General features: G+C 64.0%; 13 protein-coding genes. 7 read left to right on the top strand and 6 right to left on the bottom strand.

Annotated features, from left to right (window positions below; all coding sequences use genetic code 11):
* Positions 1-210: 210 nt before the first annotated feature.
* The 6 genes from AC1DX4_RS28080 to AC1DX4_RS28055 all read left to right on the top strand — a co-directional run bounded on the left by AC1DX4_RS28080 (position 211) and on the right by AC1DX4_RS28055 (position 10,870).
* Positions 211-1,173, top strand: a complete 963-nt coding sequence (locus AC1DX4_RS28080) for an ArdC family protein (protein ID WP_477223402.1) — start codon at positions 211-213, stop codon at positions 1,171-1,173.
* Positions 1,174-1,435: 262 nt separating this feature from the next.
* Positions 1,436-3,529, top strand: a complete 2,094-nt coding sequence (locus AC1DX4_RS28075) for a ParB/RepB/Spo0J family partition protein (protein ID WP_477223576.1) — start codon at positions 1,436-1,438, stop codon at positions 3,527-3,529.
* A 162-nt stretch (positions 3,530-3,691) separates the two neighbouring features.
* Entirely contained in the window at positions 3,692-8,002 is a 4,311-nt protein-coding gene (locus AC1DX4_RS28070; protein ID WP_477223401.1) for a strawberry notch-like NTP hydrolase domain-containing protein, read from the top strand.
* Positions 8,002-9,060 (top strand): DUF7146 domain-containing protein, encoded by a 1,059-nt coding sequence (locus AC1DX4_RS28065; protein ID WP_477223400.1) that lies wholly within the window; start codon positions 8,002-8,004, stop codon positions 9,058-9,060. The genes AC1DX4_RS28070 and AC1DX4_RS28065 overlap by 1 nt, the downstream gene beginning before the upstream one ends.
* Positions 9,061-9,417: 357 nt before the next feature.
* A complete protein-coding gene (locus AC1DX4_RS28060) occupies positions 9,418-10,347 on the top strand; it encodes a DUF2493 domain-containing protein (protein ID WP_477223399.1) in 930 nt (309 codons plus the stop codon).
* A 355-nt stretch (positions 10,348-10,702) separates the two neighbouring features.
* A complete protein-coding gene (locus tag AC1DX4_RS28055; RefSeq protein WP_019863578.1) occupies positions 10,703-10,870 on the top strand; it encodes a hypothetical protein in 168 nt (55 codons plus the stop codon).
* 49 nt (positions 10,871-10,919) lie between these two features.
* On the opposite strand, the gene dinB is transcribed toward AC1DX4_RS28055, so the two are convergent.
* A complete protein-coding gene (dinB, locus tag AC1DX4_RS28050; RefSeq protein ID WP_477223398.1) occupies positions 10,920-12,005 on the bottom strand; it encodes a DNA polymerase IV in 1,086 nt (361 codons plus the stop codon).
* A 58-nt stretch (positions 12,006-12,063) separates the two neighbouring features.
* Complete coding sequence (locus AC1DX4_RS28045; RefSeq protein ID WP_477223397.1) at positions 12,064-12,570, bottom strand: SOS response-associated peptidase family protein; 507 nt, start codon at positions 12,568-12,570, stop codon at positions 12,064-12,066.
* Positions 12,571-12,628: 58 nt separating this feature from the next.
* Here AC1DX4_RS28045 and AC1DX4_RS28040 point away from each other — a divergent pair, with 58 nt between their 5' ends.
* The gene (locus AC1DX4_RS28040) at positions 12,629-13,219 is read left to right on the top strand and encodes an SOS response-associated peptidase (RefSeq protein ID WP_477223396.1); all 591 of its coding nucleotides are present in this window, start codon (positions 12,629-12,631) and stop codon (positions 13,217-13,219) included.
* 109 nt (positions 13,220-13,328) lie between these two features.
* Here the strand turns inward: AC1DX4_RS28040 and AC1DX4_RS28035 are convergent, their stop codons facing one another.
* The 4 genes from AC1DX4_RS28035 to AC1DX4_RS28020 all read right to left on the bottom strand — a co-directional run bounded on the left by AC1DX4_RS28035 (position 13,329) and on the right by AC1DX4_RS28020 (position 19,738).
* A complete protein-coding gene (locus tag AC1DX4_RS28035; protein WP_477223395.1) occupies positions 13,329-13,910 on the bottom strand; it encodes a thermonuclease family protein in 582 nt (193 codons plus the stop codon).
* A 371-nt stretch (positions 13,911-14,281) separates the two neighbouring features.
* Positions 14,282-17,554, bottom strand: a complete 3,273-nt coding sequence (locus AC1DX4_RS28030; protein WP_477223394.1) for an error-prone DNA polymerase — start codon at positions 17,552-17,554, stop codon at positions 14,282-14,284.
* A complete protein-coding gene (locus AC1DX4_RS28025; protein WP_477223393.1) occupies positions 17,551-19,071 on the bottom strand; it encodes a DUF6504 family protein in 1,521 nt (506 codons plus the stop codon). Before AC1DX4_RS28025 ends, AC1DX4_RS28030 begins: the two co-directional genes overlap by 4 nt.
* Positions 18,986-19,738, bottom strand: a complete 753-nt coding sequence (locus AC1DX4_RS28020) for an ImuA family protein (protein ID WP_477223392.1) — start codon at positions 19,736-19,738, stop codon at positions 18,986-18,988. Before AC1DX4_RS28020 ends, AC1DX4_RS28025 begins: the two co-directional genes overlap by 86 nt.
* Positions 19,739-20,225 lie beyond the last annotated feature (487 nt).

Genomic DNA, 20,225 nt, shown 5'->3' with positions numbered 1-20,225 from the left:
TGAACCGGTCTCAGGGCCACGAACCTGCTCCAGCACCGAACTGACTTGGCCGCAATGACGGACATTTCGGTGCTTCCGCTTTGTACGCCGTTTTTCATTTGGTCGGGAGAGCAGGGGCTCTCCCGACGGAGAGTCAGAGGAGCGCCGGGTTTTTCGCGACGGGTTGAAAGCGGAAGGAGAGGCCTTCGGCGCCCGTCGCGGAGAACCGCGATGTCTGTCCGGACCAATCGAACGCATGCCGTCGCCGACCGGTCGAACCTCTACGACGAGATCACCGGCAAGATAGTCGCCGAGCTAGAAGCTGGTCGTTTTCCTTGGGTTCAGCCATGGGGGACGTCCGCGGCAAAAGCGTCGCTTTCCCTGCCGCAGAATGCAAGCACGCATCGCACGTACAGCGGGATCAACGTCCTTATTCTCTGGGGTGCCGTCGTCGAACGCGGGTTTCCAACACAGAGTTGGATAACCTATCGACAGGCGTTCGCGCTCGGCGGGAACGTCCGCAAAGGCGAGCACGGGACAACGGTCGTCTATGCCGATCGTTTTGTCCCTGATCACGAGAAGAAGCGCGCTCGCGAGACGGGCGAGGATGCTCAAACCATACCGTTCCTCAAGCGCTTCACCGTTTTCAACATCGAGCAATGTGAAGGGCTACCTGACGAAGTCGCAGCTTCGGCCCCGCTGCCGGTGGCTAGCCCGATCGAACCGCGTGTCGAGGCGCTGATCAAGGCCACCGGTATCGACTTTCATATTGGCGGCGACAGGGCGTTCTACGCGCCGGCCCACGATTATATACAGGTGCCTCCGCCCCAGGCTTACTTCGAGCCGATCAATTGGCATCGGACAGCCTTGCATGAGCTTGGTCATGCAACCGGCCACAGTTCACGCCTGGACCGCAAATTATCCGGCTCTACCGCCTCCAGGAAGTACGCGTTCGAAGAGCTCGTGGCAGAAATCAACGCAGCGTTTTGTTGTGCAGCCCTGGGCATCGTCCCTACGGTTCGGCACGCCGAGTATATCGGCTCATGGCTGGCGGTTTTGCGCGAGGACAATCGCGCCATCGTCCGTGCCGCCAGCCAGGCCAGCAAGGCGGCCGACTGGCTTCTTGGCCACCTGCCGGTGGAGGCCGAAGCATCGGTCGGGCTGGGCGCAGGCAACGATAGATGGGCGGCATAACCTTCGCTGGCTGGAACAGCGCATGCGCCGTCCCGCCGATCGGCATAGCCATCAAGTGCCAGCCGCACTTGGTCGATCCGCTTCAACCATCGGTTCATGCGGAGGCAACGTTCAGGCCGACATGCCTTCAGGCGTGCGCGCTGGGCTGTCAATCTACGGTGTGTCGGATTGTGCGGGCAGGAGAGGGAGAGGGTTGGAGGGGTCTTGTGACGGGTTCAAGGCTGAGAGAGAGGCTCTCGGCGGCCCGTCGCGGAGAACTTCAATGACTACTGCCGTCCAAAAGATCACGCTATCGTCCTCGCGCGATATCCCCTTCAACAAGCTGGTGCTAGGCCAGTCCAATGTGCGTCGCATCAAGGCAGGCGTCTCCATCGACGACCTCGCTGCTTCGATCGTTCGCCGTGGGTTGATCCAGAGCCTGCACGTTCGTCCTGTGGTTGATGCCGACGGCCAAGAGACGGGGATGTTCGAGGTGCCAGCTGGCGGCCGCCGATATCGCGCCCTCGAGATGCTAGTTAAGCAGAAGCAGCTTGCCAAAACAGCGCCGGTGCCATGTGTCATCGGCAGTTCTTCCAGCGCAATTCTGGCGGCGGAAGTGTCACTGGCTGAGAACATCGAACGCGCGCCACTTCACCCGCTGGACCAATATCGGGCGTTCAAGGATTTGCTCGACCAGGGCATGACAGAGGAGGAGATTGCGGCTGCTTTCTTCGTCTCGGTCAACGTCGTCAAGCAGCGGCTCAAGCTGACAACGGTTTCGCCAGCACTTCTCGACTTCTACGCCGAGGACGGAATGACGATCGCCCAACTCGAGGCATTCTCCATCAGCAGCGATCATGCGCGACAGGAACTGGTCTGGGAGGCGATCAAGAACAGCTGGTCGAAAGAGCCATACCAAATCCGCCGCATGCTGACCGAGAATACCGTCCGCGCCTCCGACAAGCGGGCCGCATTCGTCGGCCTGGAGGCCTATGAGGTGGCAGGCGGCGACGTGCTGCGCGATCTGTTCCAGTCGGACGATGGGGGGTGGTTGCAGGACGTCCCGCTGCTTGAACGGCTGGTCACCGAGAAGCTGCAGATGATGGCCGACGAAATCGCCAACGAAGGCTGGAAGTGGATCGAAGTCGCGGTGAGCTTTCCCTATGGCGCGGCAAATGGCTTGCGTGAACTCAAGGGCACGCCGATCGACCTCGCCAGCGACGAACAGGCAACGCTCGATGCGCTGCGTGGGGAGTTCGACAAGCTTCAGAAGCAGTACGAGGAGGCGGACGAGTTGCCGGATGACGTCGACCAGCGGTTTGGCGAGATCGAAACGGCGATCAAATCGATCGAGGCGCGCCCCGTTCGTTTCGATCCGGCGGAAATCGTGCGTGCGGGTGTCTTCGTCAGCATCGATACGGACGGAGCGCTTCTCGTGGAGCGCGGCTATGTGAAGCCGGAGGATGAGGCGCCCTTAACGGCCGAGGGCGACAACGATCCCGGCATCGACGGATCCGGCGCTTCGGCCACAGGCTCTAATCAGCGGGCCGTCATCACGATCGGTGGCCAGCCGGTCGACACGGACGATGATGAGGAGGATGGCATCAAGCCATTGCCGGATCGGCTGATCATGGAACTGACCGCGGATCGCACGCTGGCTCTGCGTGACAAGCTCGCAAACGATTCGGCAACCGCTTTTCTGGCCGTGCTTCACAAATTCGTCCGTGACGCTTTCTCTCGCTACAGCGCGCAAGGCGTGGCGATGGAAGTCTTTGTCCGTGGCACAGTCTTTCCAGTCCAGTCGGAAGGGCTTCGAGATACGACGTATGCGCGCTCGATCCAGGCCAGCCACGAGGCCTGGGAAAAGCGTCTTCCAACGGACGTCGCCGACCTGTGGGACGCGCTCTCTGGACTGACGGGTACCGAGCAAGCTGAGCTGTTCGCCCATTGCGCATCCCTCGGCGTCAACGCCCTTTACGAAAGGGCCGATCGCTACGGTAACGGCGCCATCTCAACGCACGGCGTCCAGCAGCGCCTTGCGGATGCCGATCGCCTTGCTCGGGCAGTTGGGCTCGACATGATCGCCGCCGGATGGCGCCCCACTGTCGGCAACTATCTCGGCCGCGTCACCAAGGCGCGTATCCTCGAAGCCGTTCGCGAGGGTGCTGGCGAGCGCGCCTCCCAGCTCATCGACCACCTCAAGAAGGGCGACATGGCCAAGGAAGCTGAACGCCTGCTCGCCGATAGTGGCTGGCTGCCCGAGCCTCTGCGGCTTGCCGCTGGCGACGAAGATGAAGCTCTGCCTGAATTCCTGGCAGGTGACAACGATGTCGCTTTGGTCGACCAAGAAGAAAAACAGCTAGACGCCGCCGAATAGGCCGTCTTCCTCCCGAGCTTATCGCCCGGCTCTCGCAAGAGTGCCGGGCGTTTTTGCGTCCTGTGATGAGAGTGAGTGTCCGGGCAGGGACGGGTTTGAGCCCGTCCGGTCAGAGAGAGCGCCGGCGGGATTTTCCCGGTCTCGCTCTCCAGAGAATCTCCAATGAACGTCTTGTCTCCCGCAGTAGTCGGCGGTTCGGTCCCTTCCGCCGCGCCTGTCGATCCAGCCGCAGCGGTCTACGCGGCAGCCCTGCATCTGCTCCCCCACCTCGAATGCGGCCGGCGCGTCGATGCCGTCGTCCTGCGAAGCGCGATGGAAGCTTCATTCGGAGCCTCCGACACGAGCGGCGCCTGGAACTGGGCGATGGCCTATGACGCCTGCGAGGCCGCGACCGCGCTGTTCCTGCGCAGATACGGCAGGTCGCTTCTGCGCAAGGCCGGCTCCATGACATCCGCCTTACCGCTTTTCAACCGGATCGCCGACCTGCTGCCCACGCATACCCGCCGCTCCGAGGAGACTCAGGCGCTGCAGCAATTCTCGACACCTATCCCGCTGGGCCTGGCAGCCGTCTCCGCGGCCGCCATAACTGCGTTCGACCGAGTCCTTGAACCTTCCGCCGGCACCGGGCTGCTAGCCATCCTCGCCGAGATCGCGGGCGGCTCGCTTGTCCTGAACGAATTTGCAGAGACCCGTGCTGGCCTGCTGTCCATTCTCTTCCCGGCCCTTGCGGTCACGCGGTTCGACGCGGCCCAGATCGATGATCATCTCGATCCCGCCAGCTTGCCCACCGTCGTGCTGATGAATCCGCCGTTCTCGGTCCTCGCCAATGTGCGTGGTCGCGTCGCGGATGCGGCCTATCGCCATGTCGCCTCAGCCCTCGCCCGACTTGCCGACGGGGGCCGGCTGGTCACCATCACCGGTGCGAGTTTCGGGCCGGAGATGCCAGCGTGGCGCGATGCATTCGTGCGCCTCCAGGAGCATGGTCGTGTCGTTTTCACCGCCACGATCAGTGGCGCCGTCTATGCCAAGCATGGCACGATGATCGAGACCCGACTGACGGTCTTCGACAAGGGGCCCGCTGGTGAAACGTTCCTCATTCCGAATGCGCTCGGCGTTGCGCCGGACGTCTCCGCTTTGCTCAGTTGGATCGAGGAACACGTTCCAGCAAGGCTGCCGGTCGCCGAGGCGGTCAGGGTGGTTCCTGCCACTCCGCCGACGGTTCGCGGCTATCTCGCCCGCACTGTCACAGGCCCAGTTCACCGGCAGCTGTCCGAGCCGGTCGGCGTTGAACTGTCGTACGAGACGGTCGATTGGACGCCCGTCGAGGGAGCACGGCTGACCGACGCGATCTACGAGGAATATGGATTGCAAACGATCCGTATTCCCGGCTCACAGGCGCACCCGACCAGGCTGGTCCAGTCCGCGGCGATGGCGTCTGTCGCGCCGCCAAAGCCCACTTATCGCCCGACCCTGCCTGACGACATCCTGACGTCCCTTTCCGACGCGCAGCTCGAAACGGTGATCCTGGCCGGCGAGGCCCATTGCGGGTTTCTCGCCGGATCGTGGTCAGTCGACCACACGCTCGATGTTGTCAAAGCAGCACCCGATGAAGCGCCGGCGGCGGTGCGCTTCCGGCACGGCTTCTTCATCGGCGACGGGACCGGTGTCGGCAAGGGCCGGCAGTCGGCGAGCATCGTGCTCGACAACTGGCTGCAAGGCCGGCGCAAGGCCGTGTGGATCTCGAAATCAGACAAGCTGCTTGAGGACGCACAGCGCGACTGGGCCGCGCTCGGCATGGAGCGTCTGCTCGTCACGCCGCTGTCGCGCTTTCCGCAAGGGCGCACCATCACGCTTCCCGAAGGCATCCTGTTTACAACCTATGCCACGCTGCGCTCCGACGACCATGGCGAGAAGGTTTCGCGCGTCAGGCAGATAGTCGAATGGTTGGGCTCGGATTTCGACGGAGTACTCATATTCGACGAGGCGCACGCCATGCAGAATGCCGGCGGCGGCAAGGGAGAACGTGGCGATGTCGCACCCTCACAGCAAGGTCGCGCCGGCTTGCGCCTGCAGCATGCTCTGCCCGGCGCCCGTGTCGTCTATGTCTCCGCCACCGGCGCGACAACCGTCGCCAATCTGGCTTACGGCCAGAGGCTTGGCCTCTGGGGCGGCGAGGACTTCCCGTTCTCGACCCGCGCGGAGTTCGTCGAGGCGATCGAGGCGGGCGGCGTGGCAGCAATGGAGGTGCTCGCCCGGGACCTTCGCGCGCTCGGCCTCTATACGGCACGCTCGCTCTCCTTCGACGGCGTCGAATATGAACTGGTCGAGCATGAACTGACGCTTGAGCAACGGCGGATCTACGATGCCTATGCCGGCGCTTTTGCAGTCATTCACAACCATCTCGACGCGGCCATGCGGGCCGCCAACATCACCGGCGACAGCGGCACGTTGAACCGCCAGGCCAAGTCCGCCGCGCGCTCGGCCTTCGAAAGCGCCAAGCAGCGCTTCTTCGGTCACCTGCTGACATCGATGAAGACGCCGACGCTGATCCGCTCGATCGAGCAGGATCTCCAATTCGGGCATTCGACCGTTATTCAGATCGTCTCCACCGCCGAGGCGCTGATGGAACGCAGGTTGGCGGAGGTGCCGACGCAGGAATGGAACGATGTCCGCGTCGACATCACGCCACGCGAATATGTGCTCGATTACCTCGAGCATTCCTTTCCAGTTCAACTCTACGAACCCTTCACGGATTCGGAAGGGAACCTGTCGTCGAGGCCGGTGTTTCGCGACGGCCAACCCGTTGAAAGCCGCGAGGCGGTCGCGCGCCGCACGCCCCTGATCGAGCAGCTGGCGAGCTTGCCACCGGTTCCTGGCGCGCTCGACCAGATCGTTCAACGCTTCGGTACCGACATGGTCGCGGAGGTGACGGGCCGGTCACGACGCATCGTCAGGAAGGGCGAACGCCTGATGGTCGAGAGCCGCGCGGCATCGGCCAATCTCGCCGAGACGCAGGCCTTCATGGATGACGTCAAGCGCATCCTGGTGTTCAGCGATGCCGGCGGGACGGGCCGAAGCTACCATGCGGAGCTTTCGGCGCGGAACACGCGCCTGCGCATCCATTATCTTCTGGAGCCTGGCTGGAAAGCCGATACCGCTATCCAGGGCCTTGGCCGAACGCATCGGACCAACCAGGCGCAGCCGCCGCTTTTTCGACCGATCGCCACCAACGTGAAGGCCGAGAAACGCTTCCTCTCCACGATTGCCCGGCGTCTCGATACGCTGGGCGCGATCACGCGAGGCCAGCGCCAGACCGGCGGGCAGGGCCTGTTCCGGCCGGAGGACAATCTGGAATCGCATTATGCGCGCGATGCGCTGCGCCAGCTCTATCTGCTGATCGTCCGCGGCAAGGTGGAGGGCTGCTCACTCAAGCTGTTCGAGCAGACCACGGGGCTGACGCTGACGGACGAGAACGGCATCAAGGACGAGTTGCCGCCGATCACCACTTTCCTCAATAGACTGCTGGCGCTCACCATCGAACTGCAAGACATCCTGTTCGCGGCTTTCGAGCAGTTGCTCACCGCGAAGGTGGAAGGCGCCATCGCTGCCGGGGTTTATGATCTTGGGCTCGAAACGCTGCGAGCGGAGAGCTTCGTCGTCACCGATCGGCGGGCGATCTACACCCATCCGGGCACCGGCGCCGAAACGCAGCTCCTCACCATCGATCAGCGCCAGCGCAACCGGCCCGTGCCCGTCGAGGAAGCTGTCGCCCAGCTCGACGACCAGCGCGCCATCCTGCTGGTCAACGAACGCTCAGGGCGTGCTGCCGTGCAGGTTCCGGCGCCATCGTTCATGCTCGATGATGGCGAAATCGAGCGGCGCGTCCGGCTGATCCGGCCGATGGAACAACACCATGCCTCCCTGCGTATGATGGAGGACAGTCATTGGCAGCAGGCTGATCGCGCGACCTTCGCCGCCGCCTGGAACGCCGAGGTCGCGAGCGTCCCGACTTTCTCCGACTCGACCATCCACATCGTCGCGGGGCTGCTGCTGCCGATCTGGAAGCGACTTCCAAACGAATCGAGCCGGGTCTATCGGCTCCAGACCGACGAGGGGGAGCGCATCATCGGACGCAGGGTTTCGGCCGCATGGGCCGCCGGCGCGCTCGCAACCGGTGTGAGCATGCTGACGGCACAAGATGCCTTCAACGCCCTTGCGGATGGGCGAACGATGCTCGACCTCGAGGAGGGACTTCATCTGCGCCGCGTCCGCATCATGGGCGCCAATCGCATCGAGCTGTCGGGCTTCACCGATACCATGCGCGAGCGGCTAACGGCCTACGGACTTTTCCACGAGATCATCTCCTGGAAGCTGCGCATGTTCGTGCCCGCGGACGCTAGCGGGCCTGCGGTGCTTGCCAAGGTCATCGAGCGTCATCCGATACAGCGCATCAGCGAGAGGGAGGCCACGTGATGCCGCCTCGCGATGCGTCCGAACTGGCAAGCCGTCTCGCCCAAGTGGCGGAGGCGGTTTGCCGCCGCTACCTTTCCAACGGTCGCCGTGAGGGCCGCTACTGGCTGGTTGGCGACGCCCGCAATGCGCCGGGGCGCTCGATGTTTGTCCGTCTCAAGGGATCGGATTCCGGCAAGGGCGCCGCCGGCAAATGGACTGACGCCGCCACCGGCGAGCATGGCGACCTTCTGGACGTCATTTCGGAATCGCTTGGCCTTGTCGATTTCAAGGACATCTGCGACGAGGCGCGCAGCTTTCTGTCGATGCCCCTGACGACGAACGAACCAAAGGACCGGCGGGAGCAAGCCGTTCCCGCTGCCGGCGGCTCTCCCGAAGCGGCGCGGCGGCTGGTCTCCATGTCGCAGCCGATACCAGGAACGCTTGTGGAGACGTATCTGCGTGGACGCGCGATTACAGCCTTGCATGAAACCGGGAGCCTTCGGTTTCATCCGCGCTGCTATCATCGTCCGGAGCGCGGCCCCACCGAAACATGGCCGGCAATGATCGCGACGGTCACCGACCTCAAAGGAAAGCTCACCGGCGCCCACCGTACCTGGCTCGACCCGGGCGGATTCAGCGCGGCCAATCTCGGCCGCGCTCCGATCGACACGCCGAGGCGGGCCATGGGCGAACTGCTCGGTCATGCCGTCCGCTTCGGCTGCTGCCGTGATGTCATGGCCGCCGGCGAAGGCATCGAGACCATGCTGTCGCAACGCACCGTCCTGCCCGCCATGCCGGCACTGGCGGCGCTGTCGGCGGCGCATCTGTCCGCAGTCCTGTTCCCTGACACATTGCGGCGGCTCTACATCGCCCGCGACAATGATCCGGCAGGCGACGCAGCAGTGGCAACCCTCATTGAACGCACCAGCGCCGCCGGTATCGAGGCGATGGTTCTGACGCCGAAACTTGGCGACTTCAACGAGGATCTGCGTCTGCTCGGCGCCGATGCGCTGAGGCGGATCCTGCGGGTTCAGATCGCGCCACGGGATGTCGAACGCTTCATGAAGCTGGCGGCCTGACCGGAAGGGGAAGGGAGGGGTGGCATTTGCTAAGCGTACCTCGGTGCGCAGGGGGGACCTCCGCTGGGGCGAGGGGCGGCCCACGGCCTTCCAGAGGGCGATCGGGCGCCGGCCGGTCCGGACAGGCAATGGCTGCGTCCGGCTATTTTCCGGCGGCCCTTGCCACCCCGGGCGGCGAGCCGCGCGGGACCCCGTCTTCGGGCCTTTCCATCGCGAACCAAAATAGCCGGGCTTCGCCATCCTTCACTCCCGTTCCGGCCCTGCGCTGGCGCTTCGGGTGCAAGTCCGGATCGTCCATCGCCTTCGTCGCCATGAAGGCCGCGATGGGCGCGGCCGGTCCCACGAAGGCAAGCCGCCATGAGCACCGAGCACGATACCGACTTCGAGCCGCAACCCGCATCATCACCCATCGACCACGTCCTGCAGGAGCTTCAGCTCTATGGCTACCGTCCCTTCGACGATGAACCCGATCCGCGGCCGCTTCCCGAAGGCCGGGTCGTGGCAGCCAGCATCGCCGACATCTTCGACGCTCTCCTGGTGGCGATGGCCGACACACGCCTTGAGCCCGACCTTGAGGAGTTGCTGTGGGGTACAGTCAATCTGTTCCATCGCGCGACCAAGCGGATCGAACGCGAGCTCGATGAAAACGAGCTTTGCCAGCAGCGGCTGCAGCGCGAACAAGATGGATCCGAGGTTAAGTCGGTCGAACTCGAGCGCCTCATCGCCCAAGGTCAGACACTGCTCGAACGCCGCAGCGCCTTCGAATTGATGCGCGACCAGGCCGCCGAGCACTACGAGCGTCACACCCACTCGATCTGGCGCCCGCGTTCGGGCTCTCTCGTCAGCCATCGCAACCTGACCGCGGCAATGATCGACAGCCGGGACTTCGTTGCCGCAAGGAAGCATGCAGACAGCCAGCTGCTGTTGCCACCCGGACCGAAAGTCGCCTTCACCGGCGGGCTCGATTTCAACGATCATCTGCTGATCTGGGCCAAGCTCGACCAGGTCCATGGCAAGCATCCGGAAATGGTTCTGCTACACGGCGGATCACCAAAAGGTGCCGAGTTGATCGCGGCCAAATGGGCTCACAGTCGCAAGGTGCCACAGATTGCCTTCAAGCCGGACTGGACCAGGCATGCCAAGGCCGCGCCCTTCAAGCGCAACGACGCCATGCTCGACACCTTGCCGATTGGCGTCATTCATTTCCCCGGCTCTGGCATTCAGGACAACCTCGCCGACAAGGCCCGCAGGCTCGGCATTCCGGTGATGAAGTTCGGCGCCACGTGAAGGCGCCACCAGTCGACCCGCCTCAAATCATTCGCTCTGATTTCCGTCGTTCTTGGCGCGTGATCGGACGACTGATCCTGCCGGTGTGGCGTCGATGAAGGCAAGGCGGCGAACCACGAGATTCACATCGCATCTCGTCCTGGAATGGAGGGCAGGGAACCGATCCCCGCGGTTGTCGGCGCAATTCCTTGGTCCGATCCGAGGGCCTGATGCCATCAACCCATAAAGGGTCGGACTACGCAAAGCGTGCCGCCGTTTCGGCCTTGCCTTCACGGTGATTGCGGCCCTCGGCCGGACACATCGGGCGCCTGTCACGCGGGGATCGCTCCCCGCTTCCAGAACAGGAGCCGGAAAAATGTCCCTCGTAGAAGCCAACGCCTTCGCCTTCAGCCTCGCCACCAGCCTGATGGTCAGCATCGTCATCTTCCGCGCCGGCGACGGAACACTCACGGTCGTGCGGGCCGACGAATATGAAGGAGAGGTTTCCCAGATCGTCCGCGAGATCGATCCACACGAGCGATGATCCGGACAAGTTGCGGCCGGTGGTCCTTTGCGCCCGGCTCGAGGCAGCGCTACAGTTCGAACCGCAGTTGACGTTGATCCGGCAGCGACACGTCGCCCAGCGACGAGAGTGTGATGCCCAACAGGCGGATTCCTTTCCGCGGCGGAAATACCGACCTCAGGAGATCGCCTGCGAGTTCCTCGAAATCGGAAAATTCGATCGGCACCGCCACCGTGCGGCTGCGCGTGATCTGCTGGAAGTCGGCGAATTTAATCTTCAGCGTGACGGTCCGGCCCCGAATGCCTTTGCCCTCGCAGTATCCCCAGACTTTGGTCACCAGCGGCTTGAGTTCGGCGAGCGATGCATCGAGATCGACGATGTCGACAGCGAAGGTGTCCTCGGCGCCGATCGACTTGCGTGGCCTATCCGGCTCGACCGCGCGTTCGTCGACGGCGCGCGCGATCTGATAGTACCAGAGCCCAGACTTTCCGAAATGCTGCTGCAGGAACGGGAGCGACCTCTCCTTGAGATCGGCGCCGGTCTCGATGCCGAGCGCTTCCATCTTCGCGGCTGTCGCAGGACCGACGCCGTGAAATTTCTTGACTGGCAAGGTCTCGACAAAGGCAGGCCCGTGACGTGGCGTGATGACGAACTGGCCATTTGGCTTGTTCTGGTCGGACGCCATCTTGGCGAGAAATTTGTTGTACGAGATGCCCGCGGAAGCGGTGAGACCGGTCACCAGCAGGATCTTCGCCCTGATCATCTCGGCGACTGTCGTGGCAGACGCAATGTCGAGCCGGTTCTGCGTCACGTCGAGATAGGCCTCGTCAAGCGAGAGCGGTTCGATGAGATCGGTGTGTTCGGCGAAAACGGCGCGGATCTGAGCCGAGACCCCCCGGTAGACGTCGAAGCGGGGCGGCACGAAGATCAGCTCGGGGCATTTACGCTTTGCGGTGACCGAAGGCATCGCGGAGCGAACGCCGAAGGCGCGGGCCTCGTAGCTTGCGGCCGCGACCACGCCGCGGGCGGCGGCTCCGCCGACGGCAAGCGGCTTGCCGCGGAGTTCTGGATTGTCGCGCTGTTCGACCGACGCATAGAACGCATCCATGTCGACATGGATGATCTTGCGCGGGCCAGCGCCGCTTTCAGAGGCCATTTGACTGCAATATCATTTCGCCAGCGTCTAAGGTTCGTCCCGAAAGATCCTACAATCTTCAGATCGCAAATTCAGCCTGTCTGCGACTCTGGCGGAGACGCGAAATCGCGAAACTTCTCCCGGGAAGGGGGCGAAGGACTTCGTGTTCCGGGTGCGTCATGTCGAGCCAAGCCGAGCGTTCGTCCCGGCGCAGCACCACCATCTGCCGGTCATGGTAGGGCGCGATATCGTCGTTGGCCTGGATCGTGAGGATTGCGTAGGCTTCCGGCCAATCGCGCGTCGCTGGCCGCCAGATGCCGGCGAAATAGAACCAATCACCGCTCGCGAGGCGAAAGCTGTGGTTCTTTCCCTGGCTGCAATGCCGGAATTCGGACGCCGGCACGAGGCAGCGATGGCTGGGAAACGATCGGTCTTCTGCGCGCACGACGGCGAACGGTCGGCCGCCCGGTGCCTTCGGCTGAAGTCCCCACGGCAACTCAAGCATCTCAACATTACCGCCGTAGCGTCTTATGATGATGCGGCGTTCGTCGAGCGGTGCATCGGAATCGAAAACTGTTGCGCTCATAGTCAAAAGAACATAACAGGAACATGATTGCCGCGCAACGCCGAGAAACGGGTGACACATGTGCAATGATTATCGGCTGATGGTGGATGTCGCCTCGATCGTCGAGGACTTCGCCGATCTGAAGATCAAAATCCGCTTCAGCGAAGGCTCGCCGAACATTGAGGCGCGCGAGGATATCAAGATAACGGATATCGGGCCGATTATCCGCCCGGTCGCCGGCGCGAGCGGCGAGGGTGATCTGGTTCAGCGCCGGTGGAGCTGGCCCGGACAAAACAAGCGGCCGGTCTACAACTTCCGCTCGGACGGCCGCGAGTTCGCCTCGAACCGCTGCCTGATTCCGGCCGATGGCTTCTACGAGTTCACCGACCCGACTGAGAAGGGCAAGAAGCGCAAGGACAAGTGGCTCTTCACCAAGCGCGACGAGCCGATCTTCTGCATCGCCGGGATCTGGCGCGAGACCGGTGATGTCGGTGAAGCGTTCACCATGCTCACGATGGAACCGGGTCCTGACATCGCCCCCTATCACGATCGGCAGATCGTAATCCTGGAGCGGAAGGATTGGGCGAGCTGGCTTGATCCATCGGTGTCCGCCAAATCTCTGATCAAGCCGCTACCGGCCGGGACGCTCTCCGTCGAGCAGGTCGGTTGATGGGGCTGTCGGTGTGGCGACTTAGTCGTGCGGTCAAGCTGTCGCAGAATTGGTCACGAACCAAGCTTGATGCAGGAAGTCGGCGCTGAGGCGGGATATCGCCGAGCCGCTAGTGGACGGTCATTCTCTTGCGCCAATCCCAAGGCTGCTCAAACGATCCGATCCATAGTCCAGACTTCGCCGCTCGAGCTTCAGCTTGGACCCGCGCATAGTAGCCATCGCTGTATTTCGGCCAGTCGAGGGCGTAGCCGCGCCTGACCAACCACTCCGCGATATCAACGCCGCCGGTTGTGCAGACAGCCACCATGCGCCGAAACTGGTCTCTCCCGACCTCGATGCATGACGTGGGGCGGTGTGCGTCGAGGAAGTCCGCGAGGGCCAGGGATGACCGCTGCCCGCAGCGATATTTCTTGCCGGTTCCATCGAGCCACATCTGGGCGCTTTCGGGCGCGTCGATGCCATAGAGGCGGATACGCGTGCCGTGGATTTCGATTGTGTCTCCGTCGATAACGGACGGGACGCCAGCGAGCGGCAGGGCCATGGCATTGTGGGCGCCGAGAACCATGGCCAGCACGATTGCTAAGGCGCGCACTATTTCGTTGCCAATGGCAATGTTACAGCTTTGCATGGTGGATAAAGGGGCTTTCCTAGAGGTGTTGAGGCTGTGTGTTTCTGCCGCGCTGTTGGCCATGATTGGCGCCCAGCCGGCTTTTGCTGCGAACACCCCGTGCAGCGGTCATAAGGGTGGGATCTCACACTGCCAGGGCAGCACCTTTATTTGCAACGACGGGTCGGTCAGCGCCAGCAAAAAGAACTGTTCGGCTGAGATGGGCGGGCGTCTAGTCAAGCTCTTGGTCTCGTCGGTGGCGGATCTGCCGAGATGGCGCCTGCAAGCGAGGGCGAGTGCAGTTGCCGGGACGGACACTTCTGCACCGGGCCCCGCGGCGGCCATTACTGCATCACTGACAGCGGCCCCAAGAGCTACCTGAAAAAGTGATGCACGGCATGGTCGTAATAGAGCGCTCTGGCAGTGGTGACGCCTGAGCCGGGCAAGAATCTGTGTCATCTGAAATCCCGCGTCTTCACCTTGATGTTGTCGATGTGCAGGTCCGGGATGTAGATGTCGCGGCTGCGCAGCCCCTTGGGCGGCAGCTCGCGCGGATCAGGCCCCGAGCCGCCATTGCGCACCTGGTCGCCGCGAGCATGCGGCACGGGAAAGCTCCCCTCGCGTTCGCCGACGCTCGCCAATTCGGCGGAAAGGTCGGTGATGCGCCGTGCGACGAGGTGAACCACTTCGCCCTCGCGCTGAATGCGGCCCCGCACCGCGACCATGCCGGCCGACAGAACGGTGCGCCGGTGCTGCTCGAACACCTTCGCCCAGACAACGAGGTTCGCAATGCCGGTCTCGTCCTCAATCGTGATAAACATGACGCCCTTGGCCGAGCCAGGGCGCTGCCGGACGAGCACTATGCCGGCCGCTTCCAGCCATCGGCCGTCGCGCGCCTCCATCGCCTCGGCGCAAGAAACGATGCGCCGGCGTCGAAGGTCTTCGCGCAGGAAGGAGATCGGATGGCTGCGCAGCGTCAGGCCGATGTGGCGGTAGTCCTCCACGACCTCGCCGCCGGCAGTCATCGGCCGAAGCACCACCGCCGGTTCATTGATCTCCGGGACCATCTCCGCCTCACGAGCCGATGCGGCCGCGAACAGGGGGAGCGGCTCGTCGCGCAACGCCTTGATCGCCCAGAGCGCCTCGCGCCGCGCGAGACCAAGTGCTGGCCGGAACGCGTCGGCTTCGGCTAGCTGGACAAGTGCAGCCTGCGGCACGCCGGCGCGCCGCCAGAGATCATCGACGGAGCCAAAAGGCTGATCGGCGCGCGTGGCGACGATCATGCTTGCATAGGCGTTGGCCAGACCACGCACCATGCGCAATCCGAGCCGGACGGCGAAGCGGCTATCGTCGGCGACGGGCTCAAGCGTGCAGTCCCATCGCGAGGCGTTGACGCAGGCCGGCCGGATATCGATCCCGTGCGCGGCCGCGTCGCGCACGATCTGTGCCGGCGCGTAGAAGCCCATCGGCTGGCTGTTCAGCAGCGCCGCGCAGAACACGTCCGGGTGCCAGCATTTGAGCCAAGCCGAGGCATAGGCGATCAGCGCGAAGGACGCGGCGTGGCTTTCGGGGAAGCCGTAGGAGCCGAACCCTTCGAGCTGCTTGAAGGTCTGCTCGGCGAAGGCCCGCTCGTATCCATTGTCCACCATGCCCTCGATCAGCTTCATCTTGAATGACGACACGCCGCCGGTGAATTTGAAAGTGGCCATCGACTTGCGAAGCATGTCGGCTTCGCCCGGCGTGAAGCCGGCGCATTCGATGGCGACGCGCATCGCCTGTTCCTGGAACAGCGGCACGCCCAGCGTCTTGCCGAGCACTTTTTCGAGCTCCGGCTTCGGGTAATGCACCGGCTCCAGCCCTTCGCGGCGGCGCAGATAGGGATGGACCATGTCGCCCTGGATCGGACCGGGGCGCACGATCGCGACCTGCACCACGAGATCGTAAAAGGTCCTCGGCTTCAGCCGCGGAAGCATCGACATCTGCGCCCGGCTCTCGATCTGGAAGGTGCCGAGCGTATCGGCCTTCCGGATCATGGCGTAGGTGCGCGGATCTTCGGCCGGGATGGTCGCAAGGTCGAGCCGGATGTCCTTGCAGTCAGCGAGAAGATCGAGGCCCTTCTTCATGCAGGTCAGCATGCCGAGCGCCAGCACGTCGACTTTCATGAATTTGAGTGCGTCGATATCGTCCTTGTCCCATTCGATCACCTGGCGGTCTTTCATGCTGGCCGGTTCGATCGGCACCAAGTCGTCGAGACGGTCATGGGTGAGCACGAAGCCGCCGGGGTGCTGGCTGAGATGGCGCGGGGCGCCCATCAACTGGCGGGCGAGGTCGAGCGTCAGCCGCAGGCGGCGGTCGGCGAGGTTGAGGTTGAGATCCTCGACATGACGGTCCTCGACGCCCTCCTCGGACCAGCCCCAGACCTGACCGGACAGAGTGCGGATGAGATCCTCCGGCAGGCCGAGCGCCTTGCCAACATCGCGAAGCGCTCCCTTGGTGCGGTAGCGGACCACTGTTGAGCACAAGGCTGCGTGGTCGCGTCCATAGGTGTCGAACACCCACTGCATGACGATCTCGCGTCGCTCGTGCTCGAAATCGACGTCGATGTCGGGCGGCTCGCGGCGCTCCTCGGAGACGAAACGCTCGAACAAAAGGTCGTTGCGGCCAGGATCGATCGAGGTGATGCCGAGCACATAGCAGACCGCCGAATTGGCGGCCGAGCCGCGACCCTGGCACAGGATGTCCTTCGACCGCGCGAAGCGCACGATCGCATTCACGGTCAGGAAGTAGGGCGCATAGTCGAGCTTCTCGATCAACCGCAGCTCGTGGCGCAGCGACGCGACGACGCTGTCCGGCACGCCCTCGGGGTAGCGCGCGGCGGCGCCCTGCCAGGTCAGCTTGTCGAGCGCCTGCTGCGGTGTCAGCGACGGGTCATCGCGCTCCTCTGGGTATTGGTAGGCGAGCTCATCCAGGGAAAACCGGCAGCGGTCGGTGATCTCGATTGTGCGTGCCAGGGCATCCGGATAGCGCGCGAAAAGCCGGTGCATCTCCTGCGGTGGTTTGAGGTAACGGTCGGCATGCCGCTCGCGGCGCTCGCCGAGCGCGTCGATGGTGATGTTGTGGCGGATTGCGGTGACAACGTCCTGGAGGATGCGACGTCCTGGCTCGTGGAAGAGCACGTCGTTGGTGACGACGTCCGGCACCCCCATCTTGAGGGCAAGCGCTGCCAGGTCGTGAATGCGAAGCTGGTCGTTGGGCCGGCGCCTGAGCGTCAGCGCCATGTAGGCCCGATCACCGAATGTCTCGCGCAGATGCCGCAGGCGCAGCGCCAGGGTTTCATCGGCCAGATCTGGCAGAAGCACGGCGATGAGGCCTTCGCCGTAGGCGACGACATCGCTCCACTCCAGATGGCATTTCGCCTTTCCGGCGCGTCCCTTGCCGAGCGAGAGCAGCCGGCACAGGCGGGAATAGGCGTCGCGGTCCGTCGGGTAGACCAGCAGCGACATGCCGTCATTGAGGTCAAGCCGGCAGCCGACGATGAGGCGCACGCCCGTCGTTCTGGCGGCCTCATGGGCGCGAACGATGCCGGCGAGACTGTTGCGATCGACGACGGCTAGTGCCTCGATGCCTTGGAGAGCGGCCTGCGAAAACAGTTCTTCGGCAGAGGACGCGCCGCGCAGGAAGCTGAAATGCGAGGTGACCTGCAGTTCGGCATAACGGACGTCGCTCATCCGAACACCCCATGCAGGAACCAGCGGTGCGAGCCCGTCGCCGCATCCTCGCCGTCGCCGGCGCGGTAGAGCCAATAGCGCTCGCCGGCTTCGTCCTCGACCCGGAAATAATCGCGCACCGCCACCAGCTCGGCGTCGCGCTTCCACCATTCGCCGAAGACCCGCTCCGGACCGTCTGCGCGCTTCACGCGCCGGCGCACCCCGCGCCAGGTGAAGGACACCGGCGGATGATCGGGCAACAGCGCCACCGTCTCGACCGGATCGGGTTGCGCCAGCAAGCGCGATGGCCGTGGCCAATGGCCTGGCCAGCCCGCGCAGGTATCGGCGGCCATCGCCGCGATCTTGCCGACCGAACGCTCCGGCACGTCGCTGGCAACGGGTGCAAGCCGGTAGACCGCGCGTTCGCCGACGCGGTTCATTAGCGTATCGATGAGGTCGGATATATCGGGCACGCTCTCCTCGACGAAGGAGCTCTCGACCTGACTGCGCTCCAGGGGCTCGGCCAAAGTCGCCGCCAAAATCATCGTCTCGATGCCGAAGCCGGGCGCGATGGTCTCGATCTTGTCGCAAAGCAGCCGGGTCAGCCGTTTGGGCTCGCGGACGGGCTTTGCCATGCCGACACGGATAGCTTGGGCCTGGCTGTCGACGCGCTGGCAGATGAGATCGAGACGGCGCGCGCCGAGGCCGCGCCGTTCCATCAGTTCGCAGAGCTGGACCACGAGCTTGCCGATGTAGCGCGCAATTGTCTCGGCCGCGCCGATCGGTTCGGCGAAGGCACGGCGGACTTCGACGATGTCCGGCGGTCGAACCTGGTTGATCGGTTCCGCGATGTTGCCAAGGGCCTGATCGATACGGCGGCCGATCTCCGGCCCGAAGCGCAGGGCGAGCGGCGCGCGTGGCTGTTCCAGGAGATCGCCGATCCGTTGAAAGCCAAGCATGCGCAGCTCGGTCGCCGTCGAAGGCGCGAGCCGCAGCGCCTCGAGCACGAGCGGTTCGACAATGGATTGGCTGTGGCCGGCCGGTGCGATGAGGATCGGCTGGCCGCCAAACCGGGCCAACGCATGCGCGGAGCCCCAGCTGTAGGAGATCGCCGCGCGGGCGACAATGCCCGACATCGCCAGACGCCCGACCATGCCCTCGAGCATGGCGGCCTCGCCGCCATGAAGATGGTCGGCGCCTGTCGTGTCGATGACGATCCCGTCGGGCGGATCGGGCGCCACGATCGGTGCAAAACGAAGCATCCAGACGGCGAGCCGCTCAAGCGCCTCGGCATCCGCTTGCGGGTCGGCGTCTTGGATCGAAAGGCCCGGCACCAGCACCTGCGCCTTCGTCACGGGCATGCCGGGACGCAGGCCGGCCGCGAGTGCCGCGGCGTCGGCTGCAAGCACGACAAGCCTGTTCTTGTCGCGGCCGATCAGGACGAGCGGGGCGTCAGCCGGCGGCGCGGCGTCGCCGGCCTTCCGCCGCACCCGGTCGGTGGGCCAAGTCGGCAGGAACAGCGAGACGACCCGTGCCATCGCACGCCTCCAATTCGAAATCGGCACTCTCGCCCGCGCGGGCGCGGATCAACTCGACCAGCCATCGGTGCCGGCCGACGCCTGGCACCGGCAGCGACGCCGAGGGCAGGACCGAGATGCGCCAGCGCGTCATCGCGGCGGTCGGCTGGCCGAAATCGACCGCCTCCGTCTGCCGCCGCCATCTTCGCAGCGCGATGCCGATCGTATGGGCCTCTTCGGCGGCGAGCTGGAGCCGCCGCGAGGCCGTCATCGTCAGGCGCGCGACTTCACCGACGACCGCGCCCAACCCGCCATGCCGGATGCCTTCTTCCATGCAAGCGAGAATTGTCTTGTCGTCGCCGGCCTCGACATAGATGACGCGGTCCGGTTTCAGGCCGGCCTGCTCCAGCGCCGGTGCAAACAGGTCGGGACGGGTGATGCACCATAAGACTTTGCCTCTTGTGCGCGCCGCGACGCCGCCGGCGAATAGCGCGGCGGCCGCGCCATCGATGGCGCCGTTGCCGCCGCCCGCGATTTCATGCAGCGCGCCGAGCGCCAGTCCGCCGCCCGGAAGGCGCGAATCCAGTTCGGCGATCCCGAAAGGAAGCACCGATCTGGCGCGCCGGCTCCGGCCTTCGATCTTCTCGATCCGCGCGCGCAAGGCGTCGATGGCGGGCTCCGGCCGCAAGATGATCGTTGATCTCCAAAAAAGCGTATGTAAGCAGGTTCTCTATTTGTTCTATGATAAGAGAATGGGAGTCAAGTGGGTATGGACCAACTGCTGGGCCGCCGCTTTAGACACGACACGCTGCTTCCAATCACGCGAACGGAGCAAATGAGACATTCGCTGTACGCCACCGCATGCAGCTGGAACCGGGTGGGCAAAGGCTTTGATGCTGAGCTAGCTATTGTAGGCTGACGTCCTGGCGAACCAATTCGGTTTGTCTCTGAGCCACCGATGCCGCCGTTGCCTCCCCTTCATTTCGCCGAGCGCACCAACGACCTCTCGAACGGGCTGATCTGGCCGAAGGACGGCTGAAGCCTCGATCGCCTATGCCGCAATGGCGCGTCGCGCGTTTCTTCCCCTGGGCAAAGCCCATTCCTCGCGGAACCAAGAAACGCGCGCCTGCGCCATCCTCCGCTTTGCTTCGGTCGCAAGCGATGCGGCGGGGCGG

The sequence above is a fragment of the Mesorhizobium sp. P3_A8 genome (assembly GCF_056402995.1).
The sequence above is the reverse complement of the archived record's forward strand: the minus strand, read 5'-3'. Positions and strand labels throughout refer to the sequence as shown.

Excerpts from the sequence above, each read along its gene's own strand:
- AC1DX4_RS28065 (WP_477223400.1), top strand. The coding sequence starts at position 8,002 with ATGCCGCCTCGCGATGCGTCCGAACTGGCAAGCCGTCTCGCCCAAGTG.
- AC1DX4_RS28045 (WP_477223397.1), bottom strand. The coding sequence starts at position 12,570 with ATGAGCGCAACAGTTTTCGATTCCGATGCACCGCTCGACGAACGCCGC.
- AC1DX4_RS28055 (WP_019863578.1), top strand. The coding sequence starts at position 10,703 with ATGTCCCTCGTAGAAGCCAACGCCTTCGCCTTCAGCCTCGCCACCAGC.
- AC1DX4_RS28060 (WP_477223399.1), top strand. The coding sequence starts at position 9,418 with ATGAGCACCGAGCACGATACCGACTTCGAGCCGCAACCCGCATCATCA.
- AC1DX4_RS28035 (WP_477223395.1), bottom strand. The coding sequence starts at position 13,910 with ATGGCCAACAGCGCGGCAGAAACACACAGCCTCAACACCTCTAGGAAA.
- AC1DX4_RS28075 (WP_477223576.1), top strand. The coding sequence starts at position 1,436 with ATGACTACTGCCGTCCAAAAGATCACGCTATCGTCCTCGCGCGATATC.
- AC1DX4_RS28040 (WP_477223396.1), top strand. The coding sequence starts at position 12,629 with ATGTGCAATGATTATCGGCTGATGGTGGATGTCGCCTCGATCGTCGAG.
- AC1DX4_RS28025 (WP_477223393.1), bottom strand. The coding sequence starts at position 19,071 with ATGGCACGGGTCGTCTCGCTGTTCCTGCCGACTTGGCCCACCGACCGG.
- AC1DX4_RS28080 (WP_477223402.1), top strand. The coding sequence starts at position 211 with ATGTCTGTCCGGACCAATCGAACGCATGCCGTCGCCGACCGGTCGAAC.
- AC1DX4_RS28070 (WP_477223401.1), top strand. The coding sequence starts at position 3,692 with ATGAACGTCTTGTCTCCCGCAGTAGTCGGCGGTTCGGTCCCTTCCGCC.
- AC1DX4_RS28030 (WP_477223394.1), bottom strand. The coding sequence starts at position 17,554 with ATGAGCGACGTCCGTTATGCCGAACTGCAGGTCACCTCGCATTTCAGC.
- dinB (WP_477223398.1), bottom strand. The coding sequence starts at position 12,005 with ATGGCCTCTGAAAGCGGCGCTGGCCCGCGCAAGATCATCCATGTCGAC.